Genomic DNA, 23,490 nt, shown 5'->3' with positions numbered 1-23,490 from the left:
TTTTCCGGAACACCGTCATGAAACTCGTCGTTGGAGACAAGAACTACTCGTCGTGGTCGATGCGCCCGTGGCTGCTGCTCGCGCATTTCGGCATCCCGTTCGACGAGATCGCGATCGAGCTGCGCCACGATGACACGGCCGCGCGCATCCGCGAGTATTCGCCGTCCGGCAAGGTGCCGTGCCTGATCGACGACCACGGCGTCGCGATCTGGGATTCGCTCGCGATCGCCGAGACGCTCGCCGAACGCTATCCGCAGTTTCCGATGTGGCCGGCCGATCCGCTCGAGCGCGCGCATGCGCGCTGCGTCGCGGCCGAGATGCATTCGGGCTTCGCGGCGCTGCGCACGCAGATGGGCATGAACGTGCGCGCGTCGATGCCGGGGCGCGGCGCGACGCCCGACGCGCTCGCCGATGTCGCGCGCATCGATGCGCTGTGGAGCGCGTGTCTCGAGGCGTCGGGCGGCCCGTTCCTGTTCGGCGAATTCGGCATTGCCGATGCGATGTACGCGCCCGTCGTGATGCGCTTCAACACGTACGCGCCGGGCCTGTCGCCGGAAGCGGCCGGCTATGCGGCGCGCGTGACGGCGCTGCCGGCCGTGCAGCGCTGGATCGATGCCGCGCGCCGCGAAACGAACGTGATCGCCGAATACGAGCCGCAGCCATGAACATCTACGCAGTAGGCGGCGCCATCCGCGACGAACTGCTCGGCGTGCCCGTGCAGGACCGCGACTACGTGGTGGTGGGCGCGACCCCGGAGCAGATGGCCGCGCAGGGGTTCCGGCCGGTCGGCAAGGATTTCCCGGTATTCCTGCATCCGCGCACGCAGGAGGAGTACGCGCTCGCGCGCACCGAGCGCAAGACGGCGGCCGGCTATCACGGCTTCCAGTTCCACTACGCGCCGGACGTGACGCTCGACGAGGATCTCGCGCGGCGCGACCTGACGATCAACGCGATGGCGCGCGAGGTGAGCCCCGAGGGCGACCTGGTCGGGCCCGTGATCGATCCGTTCGACGGTCAGGCCGACCTGCGCGCGCGCGTGTTCCGGCACGTGAGCGACGCGTTCGTCGAGGATCCGGTGCGGATCCTGCGCATCGCGCGCTTCGCCGCGCGGTTCGCGGATTTCACGGTCGCGGACGAAACACTCGCGCTGATGCGGCGGATGGTCGACGCGGGCGAGGTCGACGCGCTCGTGCCCGAACGCGTGTGGCAGGAAATCGCGCGCGGGCTGATGGAAGCGAAGCCGTCGCGAATGTTCGCGGTGCTGCGCGAGTGCGGTGCGCTCGCGCGCATCCTGCCCGAGGTCGATGCGTTGTGGGGCGTGCCGCAGCGCGCCGACTACCACCCGGAGGTCGACACGGGCGTGCACGTGATGATGGTCGTCGACTATGCGGCGAAGCAGGGGTATTCGCTGCCGGTGCGCTTCGCGGCGCTCACGCACGATCTCGGCAAGGCGACGACGCCCGCCGACGTGCTGCCGCGCCACGTTGGCCATGAAGGCCGCAGCGTCGACCTGCTCAAGCCGTTGTGCGAGCGGTTGCGCGTGCCGAACGAATGCCGCGATCTCGCGCTGGTCGTCGCGCGCGAGCACGGCAACCTGCATCGCGTGATGGAGATGGGCGCGGCCGCGCTGGTGCGGCTGTTCGAGCGCAGCGACGCGCTGCGCAAGCCGGCGCGTTTCGCCGAGATGCTGCAGGCGTGCGAATCGGATGCGCGCGGGCGGCTCGGGCTCGACACCCAGCCGTATCCGCAGGCCGAGCGGCTGCGCGTCGCGCTCGCGGCCGCGCGCAGCGTCGATGCCGGCGCAATCGCGCGCGGCATCGGCAACGATACGGAGAAGATCAAGGACGCCGTGCATCGCGCACGGATCGCGGCCGTCGCGCAGGCGCTCGAGATCGGCGAATAGGGCCGGCGAATAGGGCGGCGGGATGGGCGCACGCCTTGCGTCCGCCGCCCGGCAACCGTTACGACTTCTTCTTGCGTGCCGGCTTCGCGGCCGCCGGGCGTTTGCCGGCGGATGCGCGCGGCTTGGCCGCGGCCTTCTTGTCCTTTCCCGCCGCGCCGGCGTCGCGCTCGCGCTCCGCCCGCTTGGGCGCCGGCCCACGGCGGCTCGCGCGCGGCTCGCCCGGTGTCGCACGTGCGGCGGGCGACGCTTTCCCGACGTCCATCGTCGCCGACACGAACCCGGCGCCACGGTCGTCGAACAGCGGCAGCGTGCCGACCGCGATCACCTCGGCGGGCCCATCGCCCACGTTGGCGACCCGATGCCGCTTGCGCGCGTCGAAGTGCAGCGAGTCGCCGGGCGACAGCGGGTAATCCTTCTTGCCGACCGTGTAGCAGATCCGGCCGGCCAGCACGTACACGAATTCGTCGCCGCCGTGCGCGACCCATTCCGAGCGGTAGCCTTCCATCATCTGTACCTTGAGCGCATTGATCTGGCTGCCGTCGAACGTGGTGGAAAGGCGTTCGTACCACTGCGACCTGGCGTCGAGCGCGTACGGCTTGCGGCGGCCCTCGTACGAATCGGGCTGGGCCTGGCGCGGCTGGTCGATCAGCGCGCCGAGCGGCACGCCGAGTGCCTTCGCGACGTTGACGAGCGACGACAGCGAGATGCCCGTGAGGTGGCGCTCGACCTGGGACAGGAACCCGACCGACAGCTTCGCCTCGGTCGCGACTTCCAGCAGCGTCTTCTTCGCTTCCCGGCGCAGGCGGCGAATGCGCTGGCCGATACGCATGATGTCTGAATCCATGAATCTCTTTCGTGACAACGAGTCGGGAGGCGAGCGGACGGGCGGTGCAGTCGCCGGACGGTGATTTCCGCGCCTCGCACGAAGCACGGCCGTCGGGGCGGCGATGCCGGCGCATTGTACCGCGCCGTGTCGCCGGGCGAATTCATGTGGCGTTGTGCCGGGATGCGCAGGCGCCGCGCCGATTTTAGCCCTACGAAAATTTTAGCTTGACCTCAATTTCGGCGTGTTCTAGATTCTGTCGCGCGTATCAAAAAAAGTTAAGTGGGACGAAAATTTTTTCAAGGACTGCTGCCGGAACCGCACGGCGGTCCGGCGCCGTGCCGCGCCGGGCCGAACGTCCACCTGCAGCGGCGCCGTGCCGCATCAGGCCTGCCTCGGGCCTGCACCCCGCTGCGTCACCGCCGGCCGCCGACAACAATGCATAACGGGCTTCCGATGATCGATCGACTGAAATACAGCTTCTCCGGCCTTCCCCCGTACGACGCATCCGTCGTCGACACGCAGGCGGGCCTGTCGCGCCTGCTCGATGCGGCGCGGCTCGACGCGGTGCTGGTCACGTCGCAGGACGAATACGTGACCGAGTACCTGCCGCTTGCCAACAATCCGCGCTATGCGGTGTCGGGTTTCGACGGCTCGGCCGGCTGCGGGATCTTCCTGAGCGCGGCGACCGCGCAGGCGCTCGATCTGCCCCCGTTCGTGCTGTTCGTCGACGGCCGCTATCACCTGCAGGCCGAGCAGCAATGCGATCCGGCGCGCGTGCGCATCGAGAAGCTCGGGATGAACGTGACGATCTGGCAGGCGATGGCCGACTGGCTGGTCGCGCATGGCAGCCGGCTCGCGCGGGTCGGCTACGACGCGCGGCGGATCAGCGTCGCGCAGCGCGATCGTCTGTTCGAACGGACGCAGGCCGCGTCGCTCGACTGGACGAGCCTCGTCGACCGGGAGATCGATCGCGCGATCGCGCTGCCGGGCTGGGTCGTCGAGCGGCCGATCTTCGACGTGCCGGAATCGGCGACCGGCCTGAGCGTCGCGCAGAACCTCGACACGCTGAACCGCCAGCTCGCCGCGCATACCGGCGCGCCGGACGGCAAGACCGCGTTCTTCACCTGCGCGTCGGACGATCTCGCCTATCTGCTGAACAGCCGCGGCTATCACATTCCGAATGCGTCGTCGCACCTCGGCTTCCTGTTCGTGGTCGGCGGCGAGGTGGCGTTGTTCCTGCCGGAAGGCTGCGAGCGCTGCGAGGTCACGCTCGCGTCGTATCCGGCGCTGCACGTGATCCGGCGCGATGTCGCGGCGCTCGAACGCTTTGTCGCGCAGTTCGACGTCGAGCACGTGTGCTACGGCTTCGAATCGGTGAACTGCGCGCTCGTCGACGCGGTGAAGCGGGTGTGGCCGCACGCGCGGCAGGCCGACTTCAACCCGGTCGAGGCGATGCGGGCCAGCAAGACGCCGGCGGTGCTCGACCAGTTCCGCGACGCGTTCGCGCGCAGCTCCGCGGCGATCGCCGAGACGATGCGCTGGGCGAAGGCCGGCGAGCCGGGCGCGTGCCACACCGAATACGACCTGGCGCGCACGATCAACGACGCGTACGGCGCACGCTCGGCGGTGGCGCTGACGTTTCCGTCGATCGCGGCGAACGGCGCGAACAGCGCGTTCGCGCATTACACGGCGGCGAGCGCCGACGTCGAGCTGACGGAGGGCGAACTCGTGCTGCTCGACAGCGGCGCGTATTACGAAGCCGGCTTCGCGACGGACTGCACCCGTGTGGTGCTGCGCCGGACCCGGCCGGAAACGGTCGCGCAGCCGTGGCAGCGCGAGATCTACACGGTCGCGCTGAAGGCCTGCATCAAGGGGCTCGTCGCACGCTTCCCGAGCACCGCGAAGGGCGGCGACGTCGATGCGCTCGTGCGGCAGGTGTGCCGCGACCACGGCCACGACTTCGGCCACGGCACCGGGCACGGCGTCGGAATTCACGTGCACGAGGGCGGCGTGCGGTTCGCGCCGGGCGCGCAGTACGGGCTCGTGCCGAATGCGGTGATCTCGGTCGAGCCGGGCATCTACGTGCCGGGCAAGGGCGGCGTGCGGATCGAGAACATCGTGATCATCCACCGGGACGACGCGCAGCCGGACACCGTCACGTTCGAGAACATCGTGACGGTCGGCTACGACTGGGACCTGATCGATCTCGACCTGCTGGACGACGGCGAGCGCGCGTACCTGCGCGACTACGAGCGGCTGTGCGTGGAGCGCGGCACGCAGGTCACCGCGTGTCCGCTGCTGTAGGCACGGCCGGGCGCGCCGCTCAGTTCAGCAGGCGTGCCCGCACGAACGGCGCGATCCGCTCGGCGAGCCACGCGTGCGTGCGCGTGGTCGGGTGCAGCGTGTCCCAGAACACGAAGCGCGCCGGATCGCGGCAGTCCGCACGCGGCGTCTGCGCGCTCAGGTAGGTGAGCGACGACGGTTTCGGGATGTCGAGGCATGAACGCTTCGCATCGTCGAAGCCGTACTGGGCCGGGTGGCTCAGCAGGTCGTCGAACAGCGCATACGCGTCGAATACCTCGAGCCGCAGCGTCGCGCCGTAGTGGGCGCGCAGCGCGGCGGCCGCGTCCGCGACGCGCTGGTTGTAGTCCTTCACCTGCGCGGCGACGCTCGCGGTGTCGCTGCGGGTCGCGAACACCGGCGCGCGCGACACGTCCGGCAGCGTGACGAGCATGATCCGCGTCGCGCCGGCCGCGGCAAGCCGCTCGAGGCTGTCGCGCACCGCATTCGCCGCCTGCTCGGGCGAGCGCCCGTAGTTCACCAGGTCGTTGCCGCCCGCGAACACCGCGAACAGCGTGTTGGCGGGCCGGTAGTCCGGCGCGCGATCCATGTATTCGCGCCACGAGTCGATCTGCTGCACGAGGCCCGGCACGACGAGGTACTGGTCGGTCGCCGCGCCGCCGATCGCCCAGTTGTAGAACGGCAGCCGCAGCGTATTGGCGAGATATTCGGCCCACACCGGGCCGTTGCTGAAGCGCCCCGCATTCCAGCTCGTGCCGTTCGGCAGCTTCCACTGGCTCGCGTTGAACATGTTCTGCGTGTCGGACAGGCTGTCGCCGAACACGATCAGCTTGTTGACGCGCGCGTCCTGCTGCGCGGCGTCGATGGTCCACACCGTGTAATTGAACGACAGCGCGTTGTTCGCCGCGACCGCCTGCACGAGGTCGGTCTTGATGCCTTTCGCGGCCAGCGTCTTGCGGCACACGTCGGCGAGCGTGTCCTGCGGCGTCGTGCTGTAGAACATGTTCTTCCACTGCGTGATGCCGTCCGCCCACCAGTAGCCGGACACGCGATACCAGTCGCCGCCGGCCGGGTTGCGCGCCCATTCGTAGGTCGCGGCCGGCTTCAGCGGGTCCGCGTCGAGCCGGTACCAGCAGCGCAGGTACGTGTAGGTGTCGGAGCCGCGGCGGGACGCGCGCGGCGTGGCGCCGGGCGGACTCGAGGCGGCCGGCGGCACGATGTCGGGGCCGGCCGGCGACAGCGACATGTCGCCCGTCGGCGTGGGCAGCGGCGCGGGGCCGGCGGCCTGTGCGGCGGGGAGCGTCAAGGCGGCGCCCAGCGTGGCGACAGCGGACACGGCGGCGACGCGGGATGAAAACGGAATGCGGAAAGTTGGCATGCGGCCCTCTTCTGATTGTTGTGACGGGACGGCGCGCGGCTGCGCGACCGTGTATCGGAAGGGACCGTGGGTGCCGGGCTCGGGCCCGGTCTGTCGAAACGTGACGTGCCGCGAACGGCGGGGAAAGTACGGTGGTGGCGGCGCTGCCGCCGATCAGTCAGTGCTTCAGCGCGTGAGAGCCGACACGCGGCCGTCGGCGCCGTAGATGCCGGCCGGTGCGGGCGCCGAGCGCAGTACCGCGAGCGCGCGCTCGTTGTAGTCCATCCGGATCCGGATCAGCATCCCGTTGTTCGCGTTGGCCTGGCGCGCGCGTTCGGCGGACTGCTGCAGCAACTGCCAGCGGCCGGCGAGGCGGGCATCGCGCTCGGCGGCCTGGTCCATGCCCTTCTTGCCGGCCGGAAAGCCGAGTGCGGAAAGCTGCGTGTCGCGCGTGCGTTCGAGCTGCGCGAGCCGGTCGATCAGCTCGCTTTTCTTCTCGACGATCCCGGGCAGCATCTCGAGCGGCTGCGCCATCGTCAGCGCCTTTTCCTCGTACGCGAGCAGGGACGCGAACGCCTCGACCGTCGCATGTTCGTCATTGACCGTGGCCAGCAGCTCTTCTCTCATCGCGTCGTGCTCGTCGCGCCGGCGCGGGGAGCGCCGGCAAACCGGGGGGGGCGGGCCTCGCGAGGCCCGCTTCAGTTGCCCGGGCGCTGCTGCTGCAGCAGCTCTCGGGCGGTATTCAATACGCCGTCGGCGATCTTGTTCGCGTCGATCGTCAGCGTGCCGTTGTTCAGCGCGTCCTTGATCGACTGGACCAGGCCCGTGTCGATATCGCCGTTGCCGGACGCGGATACCGAGCGCAACTGGCCGGACAGACCCGACAGGTTCACGCTCCGGTCGCCGCCGGTCGACCCCGCATCGGCCGCCTGCGCGGACGAAGACGAGGCCGTGCCGGATTGCGCACGGGTCGCGCCGTTGCCGGTCGGCGCCAGGGGGCTCGGGTTCGGAGTGGAATCGATCTTCACGATGGGTTTCCTGTTCGGTTTGACCCAGATAACGGCCGGGTCGGCCCGAACTTTAGCATCGCGAGCCCGAAATGCCCCGAATAAACAATTCTTTACATTCTTGCCGCGAGATCCGTCCCTATAGCGGAATTTCCACGGTGCCGGCGTCCTTGACGATCGCCGTGACGATCTGGCCCGCCGCCATCCGCACCCGTACCGACTGGCCGGGCGCCGCATTCGCCAGCGCGCTGCCCTCGGCCGAAATCGTGAAACCGGGCCCGGCCGCGACCACCCGCACCGTCTGGCCGGCCGACACCGACGCCGCGCTCTTCAGCAGGTCCTGCCGCAGCGGCAGCCCGGCCGAGATGCGCGCTAGCGCGGTCGCGCCGATCGCCTGCGCCGGATCGGTGATCACCGCGAGCGGCAGCACGGTCAGGTCGCCGTCGCGGGCGACCAGGTCGGCCGCGGAAAGCGGCTCGCCGGGCGCGATCTGGCGCGCGGCGACGTAGTAGGTGGCCTGCACGGTGACTTTCGCCTGCAGGTAGACGGTCCACGGCCGCTCACCCGCGCAGCGCACGCCGACCGTCGTGCGGCCCCACAGGCGCGCGCCGGTCGGCATGAACGGCTCGAGCGTCGTGCACGCGGCGAGCCCGCGCGGAAACGCGGTCGTGACCGTCGTGGTGGTCTTGCCGGGCAGGCCCGCGACCTGCTGCTGCAGGAACGCGAGGGCCGTGCGGCGGATCGACTCGGGATCCTGCTGGCCGGGCGGCGTCGCGGGCTGGGCTGCATTCGCCGCATTGGCCGCGTTGGCGACATTGGCCACCGGGGCCGGGTTCGCGGAAACCGGGACGGCGCGCGGCGCCGGCGCGGCGGACGCGGCGCGGGCCGCCGCCAGGCGCGCGGCCATGGCCGGCTGCGGGGCCGGCCGTACGGGATTCGATGCGGGTTCGGCCGTGCCGGCGACGACCGTCGCGATCGCGTTCGGATCGGCGGCGCGCGGCGCGCCATATCCGGTTCCGGCGTTCATGCGGGCGGCTGCGTAGACAGGGCGCGGCACCGGGGCTGGCGCAGGCGCCGGGACGGTCGTCACGACCATCGTGCCAGCCGGTTGCGCCGCGTAGCCGGCGCCGGACGCGCCGGCGGCGGCACCTGCACCCGCGCCGCTCGCGGCACGACCCGTGTCCGGCGCCAGGCCCGAACCCGGCGCCGTCGCCGCATTCCCGCCGAACTGCCCGCCGCTCGCCGCATTGGCGTGCGCGAGCGCGGTTTCGGCCGTCTCGCCGCGCCCCGGAATCACGATCATCGCGTCGTCCGCGTGCGCGGCCGGGGCGGCGATCCACAGCGCCGCGGCGAGCGCAAGCGCACGCCGGACGTGCGTGAGCCGCCCGTTCCTTCCGCGAAGTGCGCTGCCAGTCATCGCCGTATCCCCGATCCGTTGCTCCGCTTCGCATTCTAGGGAGCGGGGCGGTCGCGCAAACGATGAATAGAGGGGGCCTTTGCCGCGTTATTCGCCCGATTGCCGGTTGCGTCCGGCGCCTACCATCGCTGTCATGGAAAAAAGCCTCTCGAGTCGCCATCCGGCGCGAGGGGCGTGCAGCGCTTCATACGGAGAGACGCACACATGCTGGACAAACTCGATGCGGAATTCGCGTTCGGCCGACAGGCGCTGGACGTGCGCGCCTACCGGCAGGAACTGCTGTCGTCGAACATCGCGAACTCCGACACGCCCGGCTACCAGGCCCGCGACGTCGATTTCGCGTCGACGCTCGCGCGCTCGCTGAAGCAGGCGGGCGGCGGCCTCGCGCCGAGCAACGCGGCGCAACTGCCGATGGCGCAGCCGGCCGGCGTGACGAACGGGATGTCGATGGTGTCGACGGCGGCGGGCCACATGGCCGGCACCGCGAAGCTGATCCCGACGGGCGGCCCGTCGGACGACTACGGCCGTGCGCAGTACCGGATGCCGCTGCAGCCGGCGCTCGACGGCAACACGGTCGATCTCGACGTCGAGCGCGTGCAGTTCGCGAACAACGCGCTGCACTACCAGACCGGGATGACCGTGATGACCCAGCAGATCAAGGCGATGATCGCCGCGATCACGTCGAACCAGTGACGGCGCGCACCGCCGCCGAATCCGAGCAAAAGGAGCTTCCATGCCCTCGTTGATGAACATCTTCGGCGTCGCCGGCTCGGCGCTGTCCGCGCAGTCGCAGCGCCTGAACGTCACCGCGTCGAACCTCGCGAACGCCGACAGCGCGACCGGCCCCGACGGCAAGCCGTACAAGGCCAAGCAGGTCGTGTTCGCGACCGACCCGATCGGCGGCGCGCGCACCGCGTCCGGCCAGGGCGTGGGCGGCGTGCGCGTGACGAAGGTGATGGACGACCCGTCGCCGATGAAGTCGACCTACGACCCGTCGAACCCGGCCGCCGATTCGAACGGCTACGTGCAGATGCCGAACGTCGATCCGGTGCAGGAGATGGTGAACATGATCTCGGCCTCGCGCTCGTACCAGGCCAACGTCGAGACGCTGAACACCGCGAAGACGCTGATGCTCAAGACGCTGACGATCGGCTCGTAAGCCGCGCCGACCGACCTTACCGACCCGACAGAAGGCCACCCAGGATGACTTCCTCCAGCACGACGATCGGCAGCAACGGCACCAACGTGTCGAACCTGCCGACCGACACGATGAACACCAACAAAGTGTCGACCAACGGCACGTCGGCGAGCGACCTGCAGGCGACGTTCCTGAAGCTGCTCGTCACGCAGCTGCAGAACCAGGATCCGACCAGCCCGGTCGACAGCTCGCAGATGACGTCGCAGCTCGCGCAGATCAACACGGTGAGCGGCATCGCGCAGCTGAACACGTCGCTCACGTCGCTGTCCTCGCAGCTCACGGCCGGCCAGCAGACGCAGGCCGCGCTGCTGATCGGCACGAACGTGCTCGCGCCGGGCAACGCGGTCGCGGTGAAGAGCGGCGCGGCGTCGCCGTTCGGCGTGTCGCTCGCGAATTCGGTGTCGAACCTGACGATCACCGTGAAGAACGCGGCGGGCACCGTGGTGAACACGATCAACGCGGGCGCGCAGTCGGCCGGCACGGTGCCGTTCAACTGGACGCCGACCGACGCGGCGGGCAACGCCCTGCCGGACGGCAAGTACACCGTCAGCGCGTCGTACACCGACAGCAACGGCACGCCGCAGCCGGCCACGACGCTCGCGGCGTCGACCGTGCAGAGTGTGATCAAGCAGGCGGACGGCACGGCGGGTCTCGTGCTGTCGAACGGCACGACCGTGGGGCTGACCCAGGTTGCGTCGATTTTCCCGAACACCACCGCGTCGCCGCCATCGGGCAGCGGCACCACCTCCAACTGATACTGATCGAGCAATCTCGAAACGGAGACCGAAATGGGTTATCAACAGGGTCTGAGCGGCCTCGCGGGTGCATCGAACGCGCTCGACGTGATCGGCAACAACATCGCGAACGCGAACACGGTCGGCTTCAAGTCGAGCACCGCGCAGTTCGCCGACATGTATGCGAACTCGGTCGCGACGTCGACCAACACGCAGATCGGTATCGGCACGTCGCTGAACGCGGTGCAGCAGAACTTCGGCCAGGGCACGATCAACACGACGAGCTCGTCGCTCGACGTCGCGATCAACGGCAACGGCTTCTTCCAGATGTCGAACAACGGCGTGACGACCTACTCGCGCGACGGCACGTTCCAGCGCGACAAGAACGGCTTCATCGTCGACTCGCAAGGCCGTAACCTGATGGGCTATGCGGCCAACGGGGGCGGCGTGATCAACACCGCGCAGACCGTGCCGCTGCAGGCGCCGACGACCAACATCGCGCCGACCGCGACGACCAAGATCGGCGCGCAGTTCAACCTGAATTCGCAGGACGCGGTGCCGGCCAAGACGCCGTTCAGCGCGACCGACAACACGACCTACAACTACTCGACGTCGATCCAGGTGTACGACTCGCTCGGCGGTTCGCAGGCGGTCAACATGTACTTCGTGAAGTCCGCGGCCGGCACGTGGGAAGCGTACGCGGGCGTGCAGGGCGGCGCCACGACGGATCTCGGCACGGTCACGTTCGACGCGTCGGGCGCGATCAAGAGCACGACCACGGGCACGCCGCCCACGCCGACCACGTCGGTCGGCCAGTTCCAGTTCACGGTGCCGAACACCGACGGCTCGGCGACGCCGCAGAGCCTCACGCTCGACCTGACCGGCACGACGCAGTACGGCGGCAAGAACGGGGTGAACAACCTCGCGCAGGACGGCTACGCGAGCGGCACGCTGACGACCTACACGATCGGCACCGACGGCAAGCTGACCGGCAACTACTCGAACGGCCAGACCGCCGTGCTCGGCCAGATCGCGCTCGCGAACTTCAACAACCCGAACGGGCTGGTGAGCCTCGGCGGCAACCAGTACGCGGAAAGCTCCGCGTCGGGCGTGCCGCAGATCTCGGCGCCGGGCAGCACGAACCACGGCAAGCTGCAGGGCAGCGCGCTGGAAAACTCGAACGTCGACCTCACGTCGCAGCTCGTCAACCTGATCACCGCGCAGCGCAACTACCAGGCGAACGCGCAGACGATCAAGACGCAGCAGGCCGTCGACCAGACGATCATCAACCTGTAAGCGCGGATAACGGGCAGCCATGGACCGACTGATCTACACGGCGATGACGGGTGCGTCGCAGTCGCTCGACCAGCAGGCGGTGGTCGCGAACAACCTCGCGAACGCGTCGACGACGGGCTTTCGCGCGCAGCTCGCGACGTATCGCGCGGTGCCGATGAATTTCGGCGACGGCAGCACGAGCGACCCGACGACGACGCGCACCTACGTGCTCGCGTCGACGCCCGGCGCCGACTACACGCCGGGTCCGATCACGCGCACCGGCAACCCGCTCGACGTCGCCGTGCAGGGCGCGGGCTGGCTGGCGGTGCAGGCGGCCGACGGCAGCGAGGCGTACACGCGCGCCGGCAACCTGCACGTCGACGAGAACGGCCAGCTCGTCAACGCGAGCAACCTGCCGGTGGTCGGCAACGGCGGCCCGATCTCGGTGCCGCCGAACGCGGAAGTGACGATTGGCAAGGACGGCACGATTTCCGCGCTGATGCCGGGCGACCCGCCGACGGCGGTCGCGATCGTCGACCAGATGAAGCTCGTGAATCCCGACCCGGCCACGCTCACGCGCGGCAACGACGGGCTGTTCCGCACCGCCGACGGCAATCCGGCCGACGCCGACCCGAACGTGGTCGTCACGCCGAATTCGCTCGAAGGCAGCAATGTGAACCCGGTGACCGCGATGGTCGCGATGATCGACAACGCGCGCGCGTTCCAGCTGCAGTCGAAGCTGATCCAGACGGCCGACCAGAACGAGCAGACGGCGAACCAGCTGCTCAATTTCAGCTGAGCGCCCGCGCCAGCCTACGCAGGAGACCTGATAAATGAACCGTTCGCTCTACATCGCCGCCACCGGCATGAATGCGCAGCAAGCGCAGATGGACGTGATTTCGAACAACCTCGCGAACACCAGCACGAACGGCTTCAAGGCGTCGCGCGCGGTGTTCGAGGATCTGCTGTACCAGACCATCCGCCAGCCGGGCGCGAACTCGACGCAGCAGACGGAGCTGCCGTCGGGCCTGCAGCTCGGCACCGGCGTGCAGCAGGTCGCGACCGAGCGCCGGTACACGCAGGGCGGCCTCACGCAGACCGGCAACGCGAAGGACGTCGCGATCAACGGCGCGGGCTTCTTCCAGGTGCTGATGCCGGACGGCACGAACGCGTACACGCGCGACGGCGCGTTCCAGACCAACGCGCAGGGCCAGCTCGTCACGTCGAGCGGCTACCAGGTCCTGCCGGCGATCACGATCCCGCAGAACGCGACGTCGCTGACCATCGGCAAGGACGGCGTCGTGACGGTCACGCAGGCGGGCTCGACCAATTCGGTGCAGATCGGCTCGCTGCAGGTCGCGACCTTCATCAACCCGGCCGGCCTCGAGGCGCGCGGCGAGAACCTGTTCTCCGAGACGACGTCGTCGGGCGCGCCGAACGTGTCGCAACCGGGGCTGAACGGCGCGGGCACGCTCAACCAGAACTACGTCGAAGCGTCGAACGTGAACGTCGTACAGGAGCTCGTCAACATGATCCAGACGCAGCGTGCCTACGAGATCAACAGCAAGGCCGTGACGACGTCCGACCAGATGCTGCAGACCGTCACGCAGATGAAGAGCTAACCGGAACACCCGCCGTCGCCATGAAGCAGGTTCGCCTCCTCCCGTCAGCCACCGTCCGCGCCGCATGCGCGGTCGCGGTGGCGGCGTTCGCCGCCGGTTGCGCGCAAATTCCGCGCGATCCGATCATCCAGCAGCCGATGACGGCGCAGCCGCCGACGCCGATGTCGATGCAGGCGCCCGGCTCGATCTACAACCCCGGCTACGCGGGGCGGCCGCTCTTCGAGGATCAGCGTCCGCGCAACGTCGGCGACATCCTGACGATCATGATCGCGGAGAACATCAACGCGACCAAGTCGTCGGGCGCGAACACGAACCGGCAGGGCAACACCGACTTCAACGTGCCGACGGCCGGCTTCCTCGGCGGGCTGTTCGCGAAGGCGAACCTGTCGGCGGCCGGCAACAACAAGTTCGCGGCGACCGGCGGCGCCAGCGCGGCGAACACGTTCAACGGCACGATCACGGTGACCGTCACCAACGTGCTGCCGAACGGCAACCTCGTGGTCAGCGGCGAGAAGCAGATGCTGATCAACCAGGGCAACGAATTCGTGCGCTTCTCGGGGGTCGTCAACCCGAACACGATATCGGGCGCGAACTCGGTCTACTCGACGCAGGTCGCCGACGCGAAGATCGAATACTCGGCGAAGGGCTACATCAACGAAGCCGAGACGATGGGCTGGCTGCAGCGCTTCTTCCTCAACATCGCGCCGTGGTGATGACGATGCAGAAGACGCTTCTCGACCGCCTGTCTGCCCGCGTGCACGCCGCCGCGCGGCTCGCCGTCGCGTTCGTGGCCGTGGCCGCGGCGTGTGGTTTCGGCGCGGCGCCCGCGCACGCGGAACGCCTGAAGGATCTCGCGCAGATCCAGGGCGTGCGCGACAACCCGCTGATCGGCTATGGCCTCGTCGTCGGCCTCGACGGCACGGGCGACCAGACGATGCAGACGCCGTTCACCACGCAGACGCTCGCGAACATGCTCGCGAACCTCGGCATCTCGATCAACAACGGGTCGGCCAACGGCGGCGCGTCGCAGCTGAGCAACATGCAGCTGAAGAACGTCGCGGCCGTGATGGTGACCGCCACGCTGCCGCCGTTCGCGCGGCCGGGCGAGGCGCTCGACGTCACCGTGTCGTCGCTCGGCAACGCGAAGAGCCTGCGCGGCGGCACGCTGCTGCTGACGCCGCTGAAAGGCGCGGACGGCCAGGTCTACGCGCTCGCGCAGGGCAACATGGCGGTCGGCGGCGCCGGCGCCAGCGCGAACGGCAGCCGCGTGCAGGTGAACCAGCTCGCGGCCGGCCGGATCGTCGGCGGCGCGATCGTCGAGCGTTCGGTGCCGAACGCGATTGCGCAGATGAACGGCGTGCTGCAGCTGCAACTGAACGACATGGACTACGGCACCGCGCAGCGGATCGTGTCCGCGGTCAACTCGAGCTTCGGCCCGGGCACCGCGACGGCGCTCGACGGCCGCACGATCCAGCTCGCCGCGCCGGCCGATTCGGCGCAGCAGGTCGCGTTCATGGCGCGGCTGCAGAACCTCGACGTCAGCCCGGACAAGGCCGCGGCGAAGGTGATCCTGAACGCGCGCACCGGCTCGATCGTGATGAACCAGATGGTCACGCTGCAGAGCTGCGCGGTTGCGCACGGCAACCTGTCGGTCGTCGTCAACACGCAGCCGGTCGTGTCGCAGCCGGGGCCGTTCTCGAACGGTCAGACGGTGGTGGCGCAGCAGTCGCAGATCCAGCTGAAGCAGGACAACGGCGCGCTGAAAATGGTGACGGCCGGCGCGAATCTCGCCGACGTCGTGAAGGCGCTGAACACGCTCGGCGCGACGCCCGCGGACCTGATGTCGATCCTGCAGGCGATGAAGGCCGCCGGCGCGCTGCGCGCCGACCTGGAGATTATCTAAATGGCAGCCAGTCTCCCGAACGCGAACGACCTCACGCAGCGCTTTGCGCTCGACGTGCAGGGTTTCGACGCCCTGCGCGAGCAGGCGAAGCAATCGCCGCGGGCCGGCGCGAAGGCGGTCGCCGGCCAGTTCGACGCGATGTTCACGCAGATGATGCTCAAGAGCATGCGCGACGCATCGCCCGACGGCGGGCTGTTCGATTCGCATACGTCGAAGATGTACACGTCGATGCTCGACCAGCAGCTCGCGCAGCAGATGTCGACGCGCGGGATCGGCGTGGCCGACGCGCTGATGAAGCAGCTGCTGCGCAATGCGGGGCAGGGCGCGGGCAGCGATTCGGCGGCCGACGTCGGCGCGGCCGGGCTGGGCGCGGCCGGCTTCGGCGCGTCCGGCAACGAAGGTGGCCTCGCCGCGATGAACGCGATGGCGAAGGCCTACGCGAACTCGGCCAACAACGGCGGGCTCGCCGGCACGCGCGGCTATTCGGCCGGCAGCGCGCTGACGCCGCCGCTGAAGGGCGCGAGCGGCGTGCAGGACGCCGACGCGTTCGTCGACCGGCTCGCGGGCCCCGCGCAGGCGGCCAGCGCGTCGACCGGCATCCCGGCGCGCTTCATCGTCGGCCAGGCCGCGCTCGAATCGGGCTGGGGCAAGCGCGAGATCCGCGCGACCGACGGCTCGACGAGCTACAACGTGTTCGGCATCAAGGCGACCAAGGGCTGGACAGGGCGCACGGTGTCGGCGCTGACCACGGAATACGTGAACGGCACGCCGCGCCGCGTGGTCGCGAAATTCCGCGCGTACGATTCGTACGAGCACGCGATGACCGATTACGCGAACCTGCTGAAGAACAACCCGCGCTACTCGGGCGTGCTGAGCGCGAGCCGCAGCGTCGAAGGCTTCGCGCACGGGATGCAGAAGGCCGGCTACGCGACCGACCCGAACTACGCGAAAAAGCTGATCTCGATCATGCAGCAGATCGGCTGACGGCCCCCGTCGGCGCCCGCCTGTTGCACCCTCTGGACCGCGCCCGGCAGCCCGCCGCGCGCGGTTTCAACGTTTGCGCGAAAAAAATCCCCAATTCGATCTAAACTTTCGGTCAGCACTGCCGCTAAGTGTGAGAGACCTGCGACCGGGCCCCCGTTCTGGCCCGGTTTTATTGCGCACCGGTTGCCCGGGCGCCCATGACAAGAATGACCGGCTAGCCATGAATATCGAAACGTCGACGGACCCCAGCCTGGATGCAGGCCACTCCGGGCCCGACTATGCCCGCCGCAATCCGCTGGAAATCGGCGTGCAGCTGCGCAACCTCGTCAATCGCGGCGATTTCCTGACCGTCCAGTACCCGGGCGGCCAGCTCGTCACGCGCCTGCTCGAGGTGGATGTCGGCGCGCGGACGTTTACGTTCGACTGGGGTGCGCTGGCGGAGCAGAACGCCAGCATCCTCGGCGCGTCGCACTGCACGTTCGCGGCCGCGCCGGAAGGCGTGCGCGTCGAATTCTCCACGGGCACGCCGCGCGAGACGCGCTACGAGGGGCTGCCCGCGTTCGTCGCCGATTTCCCCGACGTGCTGATGTGCATCCAGCGCCGCGAATATTTCCGCGTCGATGCGCCGATCGTCGATCCGTTCCTGTGCCGCGGCAAGCTGCCGGACGGCGAAAGCTTCCTGTTCGAGGTGCATAACCTGTCGCTCGGCGGCGTGGGGCTGCGCACGGCCGACGAACGCGTCGAGGCGCTCGAGGTCGGCACGCTGCTGCCCGACGTCGAGCTCGAGCTGACCGGGCACGGCAAGCTGTCGCTCGACCTGCAGCTCGTGTCGCAGCGTTCGACGCAGATGCCGAACGGGTCGCGGCGCTACCAGCTCGGCTTCCGCTACATGTCGCTGCCGGGCAGCGCGGAGAACACGCTGCAGCGGCTGATCACGCAGCTCGAGATGAAGCGCCGCTCGCTCGCGCGGGCCTGACGCGCTAGCGGCGGCCGGCCCCGCCCGGGGCGGCCCGCACGGCGTTTGCGGCACCCTCGGCCGCACGCCTGGACCGGCGACGCGCACGTGCGCGTCGCGCGTGCATTTTTTCCTCAATTTTTTCGATCGGCGGCCGTTATACCGGGAGTCACGCAACCCGGCGGCCGCGACGCGCGGCCGGCTCATCAGGATCGCGCATGTCCAACACACTCATGAACCTCGGCGTCAGCGGCCTGAATGCCGCGCTCTGGGGCCTCACGACGACCAGCAACAACATCAGCAACGCGGCGACGCCCGGCTATTCGGTCCAGCGGCCCGTGTATGCGGAAGCGAGCAGCCAATACTCGGGCAGCGGTTACATGCCGCAAGGCGTGAACACCGTCACCGTGCAGCGGCAGTACAGCCAGTACCTGAGCGACCAGCTGAACACCGCGCAGACGCAGGGCGGCGCGCTGTCGACGTGGTACACGCTCGTCGCGCAGCTGAACAACTACATCGGCAGCCCGACGGCGGGGGTCTCGACCGGGATCACGAACTACTTCACCGGGCTGCAGAACGTCGCGAACAACGCGTCCGACCCGTCGGTGCGGCAGACCGCGATCAGCAACGCGCAGACGCTGGCCAACCAGCTCAACGCGGCCGGCCAGCAGTACGACGCGCTGCGCCAGAGCGTGAACACGCAGCTCACCAGCACCGTGTCGCAGATCAACACGTACACCGCGCAGATCGCGCAGCTGAACCAGCAGATCGCGGCGGCGAGCAGCCAGGGGCAGCCGCCGAACCAGCTGCTGGACCAGCGCGACCTCGCGGTGTCGAACCTGTCGGGCCTCGCCGGTATCCAGGTCGTGCGCAACGACAGCGGTTACAGCGTGTTCATGTCGGGTGGCCAACCGCTCGTCGTCGCCGACAAGAGCTACCAGCTGGCGGCCGTCACGTCGCCGTCGGATCCGAGCGAACTGACCGTCGTGTCGCAGGGGATCGCCGGCGCGAAGCCGCAGGGGCCGAACCAGCCGTTGCCCGATTCGTCGCTGTCGGGCGGCACGCTCGGCGGCCTGCTTGCGTTCCGCAGCCAGACGCTCGACCCCGCGCAGGCCCAGCTCGGCGCGATCGCGACCAGCTTCGCCGCGCAGGTCAACGCGCAGAACGCGCTCGGCATCGACCTGTCGGGCAACAAGGGCGGCAACCTGTTCACGACGCCGTCGCCGACCGTGTACGCGAACCAGGGCAATACCGGCAACGCGTCGCTGTCCGTGTCGTTCGCGAACGCGTCGCAGCCGACGACGAGCGACTACATGTTGTCCTTCGACGGCGCGAACTACACGCTGACCGACCGCGCGAGCGGCGCGGTGGTCGACCAGAAGGCGGGGCCGATGCCGGTTTCGCTCGGCGGCCTGAATTTCTCGATCCCGTCGGGCTCGATGAGTGCCGGTGACAAGTTCACCGTGCTGCCGACGCGCGGCGCGCTGAACGGCTTCGGCCTCGCCACGACGAGCGCGTTGGCGATCGCGGCAGCCTCGCCGGCCGTCACGTCGGCGGCGAGCACCAACACCGGCACGGGCAAGATCACGCTGGGCGGCGTCACCGCGGGCTATCAAGTGCCGACGACCAAGCTGACCTATGACGCGACGGCGAAGACGCTGACGGGTTTCCCGGTCGGCACCACGGTGACGATCGGCACCACGCCGCCGACGTCGGTCACGATCAACAACCCGACGGACACCGTCCCGTACGACCCGGCGGCCGGCGCGACGATGACGATGTCGGGAACGGCCGCGGGCGCGCTCAACGGCGTGAGCGTCACGCTGTCCGGCGCCCCGGCGACCGGCGACTCGTTCACGATCGGGCCGTATGCGGGCGGCACCAGCGACGGCTCCAACGCGCTCGCGCTGTCGAAGCTGGTCAACGCGAAGGCGTTCGGCAACGGCACGACGACGCTCACGGGCGCGTATGCGAGCTACGTGAACGGCATCGGCAACACGACGACCCAGCTGAAATCGTCGAGCGCCGCGCAGACCGGGCTGATCGGCCAGATCACCCAGGCGCAGCAGTCGGTGTCGGGCGTGAGCACGAACGAGGAAGCGGCCAACCTGATGCAGTACCAACAGTTCTACCAGGCGAACGCGAAGGTGATCCAGACGGCGGCGACGCTGTTCCAGACCGTGCTCGGCCTGTTCAATTGACCGGATTCGAGGGATAGAAGCGATGCGGATTTCCAGCGCCCAGTTCTTCCAGCTGAACGTTTCACAAATGAACGATCAGCAGGCCCAGCTTGCGCAGCTGTATCAGCAGATCTCGAGCGGTGTGAGCCTGCAGACCGCGGCGGACAATCCTGCCGGCGCGGCGCAGGCCGTGCAGCTGTCGATGACGTCGGCGACGCTGTCGCAGTACGCGACCAACCAGAGCGCGGCGCTCGCGTCGCTGCAGGCCGAGGACCAGACGCTGCAGAACGTGAGCACCGTGCTGACGAACACGCAGTCGCTGCTCGTGCGCGCCGGCGACGGTTCGATGTCCGACAGCGACCGCTCGGCGCTCGCCACGCAGCTGCAGGGTTACCGCGACCAGTTGATGACGCTCGCGAACACCAACGACGGCGCGGGCAACTACCTGTTCGCCGGCACGAAAAATTCGGCGGCGCCGTTTTCGACGACGGCGAGCGGCAGCGTCGTCTATGTCGGCGACACCGGTACGCGCCAGGTGCAGATCGCCGATTCGAGCACCGTGTCGCAGGGCGACACGGGCGCGGCCGTCTTCATGTCGGTGCCGGCGATCGGCAGCTCGCCGGTGCCGTCGGCCGGCGCGGGCAACACGGGCACCGGCACGATCGGCGCGGTCACGGTGACGAACCCGTCGATCGCGACGAACGGCCATCAGTTCTCGATCAAATTTGGCGGCACGGCCGCCGCGCCGACCTACACCGTGACCGACAACTCGGTCACCCCGCCCACCACCACGCCGGCGCAGGCCTATTCGTCGGGCTCGGCGATCTCGCTCGGCGGCGGAATGACGGTGGCGGTGTCGGGCACGCCGGCCGCCGGCGACACGTTTGCCGTTGCGCCGGCGCCTCAGGCGAGCGGCGGCTCGGACGTGTTCTCGACGCTCGACGCGATGATCGCGGCGCTGAAGACGCCCGTGACGGGCAACGCGGTGGCGGGCGCGGCGCTGAAGAACGCGCTGATGACCGGCTCGACCAAGCTGGGCAACACGATGCGCAACGTCACGACGATCCAGGCATCGGTCGGTGGCCGCGAGCAGGAAGTCAAGGCGATGCAGGCCGTCAACCAGACCGCGTCGCTGCAGGTCACCAGCAACCTGTCCGACCTGACGAGCACCAACATGGTGACGACGATCAGCCAGTTCCTGCAGGTGCAGAACGCGCTGACGGGCTCGCAGAAGGCGTATGCGCAGTTGCAGAACCTGTCGCTGTTCCAGTACATCAACCCCTGATGTCCGCCGCGCCGGCTGCGATGTGAGCGCCCGCTTGCGTCGCGGCCGGCGTGCCGGCCGGTCGAGTGTCTGCCCGGGCGGCGGCTGCATCAGGTCGCGCGCTGGGACGTCGACAGCTCGCGACTATCAGTGGCATTGATTTCGGCCGCACGAACCTTGACCTTGCGCGTCGTCGTCAGGGTGGCGATCGCCAGCATCGCGGCCGCCACGATACAGACGGCGCGCGGCTGCGGAAACGCCCAAAGCAGCGCTTGCGCGCCGGCCTCCCCGAACGCGCCCGCGACCCAGATAAAGCCAAAGTAGCGGCTGCGTGCATGCGCGGGTGCGTGTTCGGAAACCAGGTGGTAGAGCACCGGGATCGACAGGAGTTCGCCGATGCTCAACACGACAATGCCCACGCCGACGATCCAGCCGGCGGGTGCTGTTCCCACCAGCGTGACGCCGACGGTGGTCAGCGCGAGTCCGGCCGTCACACTGGACCAGGAGATACCGGCCCTTGCCGGGCGGCGCAGCGTCCACAGGTACGCGAGCAGGACCGTGGCCGAATTCACGCCCAGCCAGACGTTGCCTTGCGTGCGTAACCCGAGTTCGGCTGCAATCAGGGGGGCGCTGGAAAAGATCATCGTGTAGCACGCCCAGATCGCGCTGAACAGGATGAACACCCTCAGGAAGATCGGGTCGTGCAGCGGTGCGAACCAGGACGCGGATCGATGCGGTGCCGGTATCGCGCGCGATTCTGCCGAGGACGCGAGTACGGTCACCAGTGCGACGCCAGCCGGGAGCAGGAGCCACAGGCATGCGTTGCCGAAAGCAGGCCACAGGACAAGCGGGCCGGCCAGCGCCCCGACGTTGATCAACAAATAGTGCGTGGAAAAAGCGCGGCTGCCGGCCGGGCCTGATACCTGGCTCAGCATCGAATAAATGACCGGATTCAGGAGCCCTCCACCGATTCCGACCAGTCCGCCCGCGAAGAACAGCGCTTGCGACGAGGTGGCCTGACACAGTGCCGCCAGTCCGAGCGCCTGTAGCAGCGAGCCGAAGGCGAGCGTCGAGCGTTTCGAATACCGGTCCGCGAGGAATCCACCCAGTAAAGGGAAGAGCCGGTAGCAGAAGATCTGGATCACGAAGAACAGCGCGAGCCCCGAATCATCCAGCCAGCCTGCCTGCCAGGCGGAAATGGGTTTGTTCGGCGCAATCGAGAAGAACAGGAGCTTGTCGAGCGCGTGAAAGGCGAGCAGCGTAAGCAGCGGTCGATTCATCGCGCGATCCTGACGACGACATCGCCCAGCACCGCCTGTACCCGGTCGGCCGCGATATCGGCCGTGTCACCGGTCACGATAACGAATGCGATCCGGTCAGCGGAGCTTTCGGGTGGACGAATGCGGTCCCCCGGTTTCTTTTCCAGCCCGCAATGGACGACGTAGTCGCGCCGAGTGACGTCGTCCCAACCGTCGAGCGCTTCCAGCACGCCTTCGCGCGGGGCAACGACGAACCCCACGGCCGCCGCCGCGTTTCGAGCGGTGGGCGTTGTTTCGGCATCACCCAGCAGCGCTCGCAGGTGGAGCTTGAACAGATCGATGCCGGTTGCGAGCGGGACCAGGTGGGTTGTGATGTGATCGCCACCGGGGCGCGGGTTGGTCTCGATAATGCGGGGGCCAGTCGAAGTCCAGCGCAACTCGATGTGAAATACGCCGGTATCCAGGCCGAGCGCCTGCGTCGCGGAGCGGGCTGCGTCGAGCAGTGCCTGGCGTTGCCGCGCGGGGAGGCGCGCGGGGAATACGTGACCGATCTCGACAAAGGACGGCGGTGACGTCACCCATTTCTCCGTTACGCCGGCAAACCGAACGGTTCCGTCGACCAGCGCCAGCTCGACGCTGAACTCACGACCGTCCGCGAACGCTTCGAGCAGGTACTCGGTACGGCGTGCCAGGCCGAACATGCCGAAGTCCGTTTGCTGCAACTGCCGATACGCCGGTTCGAGCGCGGTCTCGTCTTGCAGCAGCGTGACCCCCTTGCTCGACGCGCTGCTGGTCGGCTTGATCACGAGCGGGTAGCCGATTCGGGCTGCCGCGGCTTGCGCGTCGTCCAGGGTCGCGACCAGTGCATAGTCGAGCGACGGCGCCCCCGCCTCCCGATACGCGTGCCGTGCGAGATCCTTGTGGACGCCGCATTCGGCCGCGAGCGCGGGGACGCCGCGCAGTCCCAGCAAGGCGACCAGTTTCGCGGCTGTCACGGTGACGAACTGATTGCCGGCGACCACGGCCGCGATGGTGGACAGCAGGTCCGCTTCGTCCAGCGCGTGCTTGACGGCGTGCGCGTCGTTTACCGGGCACACCAGCACACCACGCACCTGATCGCGATAGTCGTACTGATCGGGATACGTGGCGTCGCTGGTTACCGCCCAGCATTCCAGGCCTAACGCACGGGCCGCCTGAATGTAACCGAGGCCGAAGAAGCACGGCTCGATGATGAGAACCTTCATGGGTTTGCTCCTCTCGTGGCGCGCGCGCCCGTTGCCGTTCACGCACGCTGTGGATTACCGG

22 protein-coding genes are annotated in these 23,490 nt (G+C 68.6%); 15 read left to right on the top strand and 7 right to left on the bottom strand.

Annotated elements, in window-relative coordinates; genetic code table 11:
• Positions 1–17 precede the first annotated feature (17 nt).
• Positions 18–665 carry a glutathione S-transferase family protein gene (locus LGM56_RS34530; RefSeq protein WP_226208020.1) on the top strand — a complete coding sequence of 216 codons (648 nt, stop codon included), beginning with the start codon at positions 18–20 and terminating at the stop codon, positions 663–665.
• Complete coding sequence (locus tag LGM56_RS34525; RefSeq protein WP_089441216.1) at positions 662–1,903, top strand: multifunctional CCA addition/repair protein; 1,242 nt, start codon at positions 662–664, stop codon at positions 1,901–1,903. Before LGM56_RS34530 ends, LGM56_RS34525 begins: the two co-directional genes overlap by 4 nt.
• 58 nt (positions 1,904–1,961) lie before the next feature.
• Here LGM56_RS34525 and LGM56_RS34520 read toward each other — a convergent pair whose 3' ends face one another.
• Positions 1,962–2,747 (bottom strand): helix-turn-helix domain-containing protein, encoded by a 786-nt coding sequence (locus tag LGM56_RS34520; RefSeq protein WP_226208019.1) that lies wholly within the window; start codon positions 2,745–2,747, stop codon positions 1,962–1,964.
• A 435-nt stretch (positions 2,748–3,182) separates the two neighbouring features.
• On the opposite strand from LGM56_RS34520, the gene LGM56_RS34515 reads away from it, so the two are divergent.
• Complete coding sequence (locus tag LGM56_RS34515) at positions 3,183–5,033, top strand: M24 family metallopeptidase (protein WP_226208018.1); 1,851 nt, start codon at positions 3,183–3,185, stop codon at positions 5,031–5,033.
• Between the two features lie 19 nt (positions 5,034–5,052).
• Here LGM56_RS34515 and LGM56_RS34510 read toward each other — a convergent pair whose 3' ends face one another.
• From LGM56_RS34510 to flgA, 4 genes are all read right to left on the bottom strand, one after another.
• Complete coding sequence (locus tag LGM56_RS34510; protein WP_226208017.1) at positions 5,053–6,408, bottom strand: SGNH/GDSL hydrolase family protein; 1,356 nt, start codon at positions 6,406–6,408, stop codon at positions 5,053–5,055.
• Positions 6,409–6,573: 165 nt separating this feature from the next.
• On the bottom strand, positions 6,574–7,014 hold the full coding sequence (locus LGM56_RS34505) for a flagella synthesis protein FlgN (protein WP_089431819.1): 441 nt from the start codon (positions 7,012–7,014) through the stop codon (positions 6,574–6,576).
• A gap of 71 nt (positions 7,015–7,085) precedes the next feature.
• On the bottom strand, positions 7,086–7,415 hold the full coding sequence (gene flgM / locus LGM56_RS34500; protein ID WP_089426519.1) for a flagellar biosynthesis anti-sigma factor FlgM: 330 nt from the start codon (positions 7,413–7,415) through the stop codon (positions 7,086–7,088).
• Between the two features lie 118 nt (positions 7,416–7,533).
• Entirely contained in the window at positions 7,534–8,811 is a 1,278-nt protein-coding gene (flgA, locus tag LGM56_RS34495; RefSeq protein WP_226208016.1) for a flagellar basal body P-ring formation chaperone FlgA, read from the bottom strand.
• A 204-nt stretch (positions 8,812–9,015) separates the two neighbouring features.
• Here flgA and flgB point away from each other — a divergent pair, with 204 nt between their 5' ends.
• The 12 genes from flgB (at position 9,016) to flgL (ending at position 20,947) form a co-directional block, all read left to right on the top strand.
• Positions 9,016–9,504 (top strand): flagellar basal body rod protein FlgB, encoded by a 489-nt coding sequence (gene flgB / locus LGM56_RS34490; protein WP_039369170.1) that lies wholly within the window; start codon positions 9,016–9,018, stop codon positions 9,502–9,504.
• 40 nt (positions 9,505–9,544) lie between these two features.
• Positions 9,545–9,970, top strand: a complete 426-nt coding sequence (gene flgC / locus LGM56_RS34485; RefSeq protein WP_011353470.1) for a flagellar basal body rod protein FlgC — start codon at positions 9,545–9,547, stop codon at positions 9,968–9,970.
• A 44-nt stretch (positions 9,971–10,014) separates the two neighbouring features.
• Positions 10,015–10,764 carry a flagellar hook assembly protein FlgD gene (locus LGM56_RS34480; protein WP_089495795.1) on the top strand — a complete coding sequence of 250 codons (750 nt, stop codon included), beginning with the start codon at positions 10,015–10,017 and terminating at the stop codon, positions 10,762–10,764.
• A gap of 33 nt (positions 10,765–10,797) precedes the next feature.
• Positions 10,798–12,039 carry a flagellar hook protein FlgE gene (flgE, locus tag LGM56_RS34475; protein ID WP_089495794.1) on the top strand — a complete coding sequence of 414 codons (1,242 nt, stop codon included), beginning with the start codon at positions 10,798–10,800 and terminating at the stop codon, positions 12,037–12,039.
• A 19-nt stretch (positions 12,040–12,058) separates the two neighbouring features.
• Positions 12,059–12,817, top strand: coding sequence for a flagellar basal-body rod protein FlgF (gene flgF, locus LGM56_RS34470; protein ID WP_089426515.1), 759 nt, complete (start codon positions 12,059–12,061; stop codon positions 12,815–12,817).
• A 34-nt stretch (positions 12,818–12,851) separates the two neighbouring features.
• Positions 12,852–13,640, top strand: coding sequence for a flagellar basal-body rod protein FlgG (gene flgG, locus LGM56_RS34465; protein WP_069249069.1), 789 nt, complete (start codon positions 12,852–12,854; stop codon positions 13,638–13,640).
• Between the two features lie 20 nt (positions 13,641–13,660).
• A complete protein-coding gene (gene flgH / locus LGM56_RS34460) occupies positions 13,661–14,353 on the top strand; it encodes a flagellar basal body L-ring protein FlgH (RefSeq protein WP_089495793.1) in 693 nt (230 codons plus the stop codon).
• Between the two features lie 5 nt (positions 14,354–14,358).
• On the top strand, positions 14,359–15,543 hold the full coding sequence (locus tag LGM56_RS34455; RefSeq protein WP_089495903.1) for a flagellar basal body P-ring protein FlgI: 1,185 nt from the start codon (positions 14,359–14,361) through the stop codon (positions 15,541–15,543).
• Positions 15,544–16,527, top strand: a complete 984-nt coding sequence (gene flgJ / locus LGM56_RS34450; RefSeq protein ID WP_089495792.1) for a flagellar assembly peptidoglycan hydrolase FlgJ — start codon at positions 15,544–15,546, stop codon at positions 16,525–16,527.
• 220 nt (positions 16,528–16,747) lie between these two features.
• Positions 16,748–17,503 carry a flagellar brake protein gene (locus LGM56_RS34445; protein ID WP_089431814.1) on the top strand — a complete coding sequence of 252 codons (756 nt, stop codon included), beginning with the start codon at positions 16,748–16,750 and terminating at the stop codon, positions 17,501–17,503.
• A gap of 197 nt (positions 17,504–17,700) precedes the next feature.
• Positions 17,701–19,683, top strand: a complete 1,983-nt coding sequence (flgK, locus tag LGM56_RS34440) for a flagellar hook-associated protein FlgK (RefSeq protein WP_226208014.1) — start codon at positions 17,701–17,703, stop codon at positions 19,681–19,683.
• 22 nt (positions 19,684–19,705) lie between these two features.
• Positions 19,706–20,947 carry a flagellar hook-associated protein FlgL gene (flgL, locus tag LGM56_RS34435; RefSeq protein ID WP_089495790.1) on the top strand — a complete coding sequence of 414 codons (1,242 nt, stop codon included), beginning with the start codon at positions 19,706–19,708 and terminating at the stop codon, positions 20,945–20,947.
• 89 nt (positions 20,948–21,036) lie between these two features.
• On the opposite strand, the gene LGM56_RS34430 is transcribed toward flgL, so the two are convergent.
• Both LGM56_RS34430 and LGM56_RS34425 read right to left on the bottom strand, forming a co-directional pair.
• Positions 21,037–22,206 (bottom strand): MFS transporter, encoded by a 1,170-nt coding sequence (locus LGM56_RS34430; RefSeq protein WP_226208013.1) that lies wholly within the window; start codon positions 22,204–22,206, stop codon positions 21,037–21,039.
• Positions 22,203–23,429 carry an ATP-grasp domain-containing protein gene (locus LGM56_RS34425; RefSeq protein ID WP_226208012.1) on the bottom strand — a complete coding sequence of 409 codons (1,227 nt, stop codon included), beginning with the start codon at positions 23,427–23,429 and terminating at the stop codon, positions 22,203–22,205. The genes LGM56_RS34430 and LGM56_RS34425 overlap by 4 nt, the downstream gene beginning before the upstream one ends.
• Positions 23,430–23,490: the final 61 nt, after the last annotated feature.

The organism is Burkholderia sp. AU38729, from assembly GCF_020419725.1.
Lineage (GTDB): Bacteria > Pseudomonadota > Gammaproteobacteria > Burkholderiales > Burkholderiaceae > Burkholderia.
The sequence above is the reverse complement of the archived record's forward strand: the minus strand, read 5'-3'. Positions and strand labels throughout refer to the sequence as shown.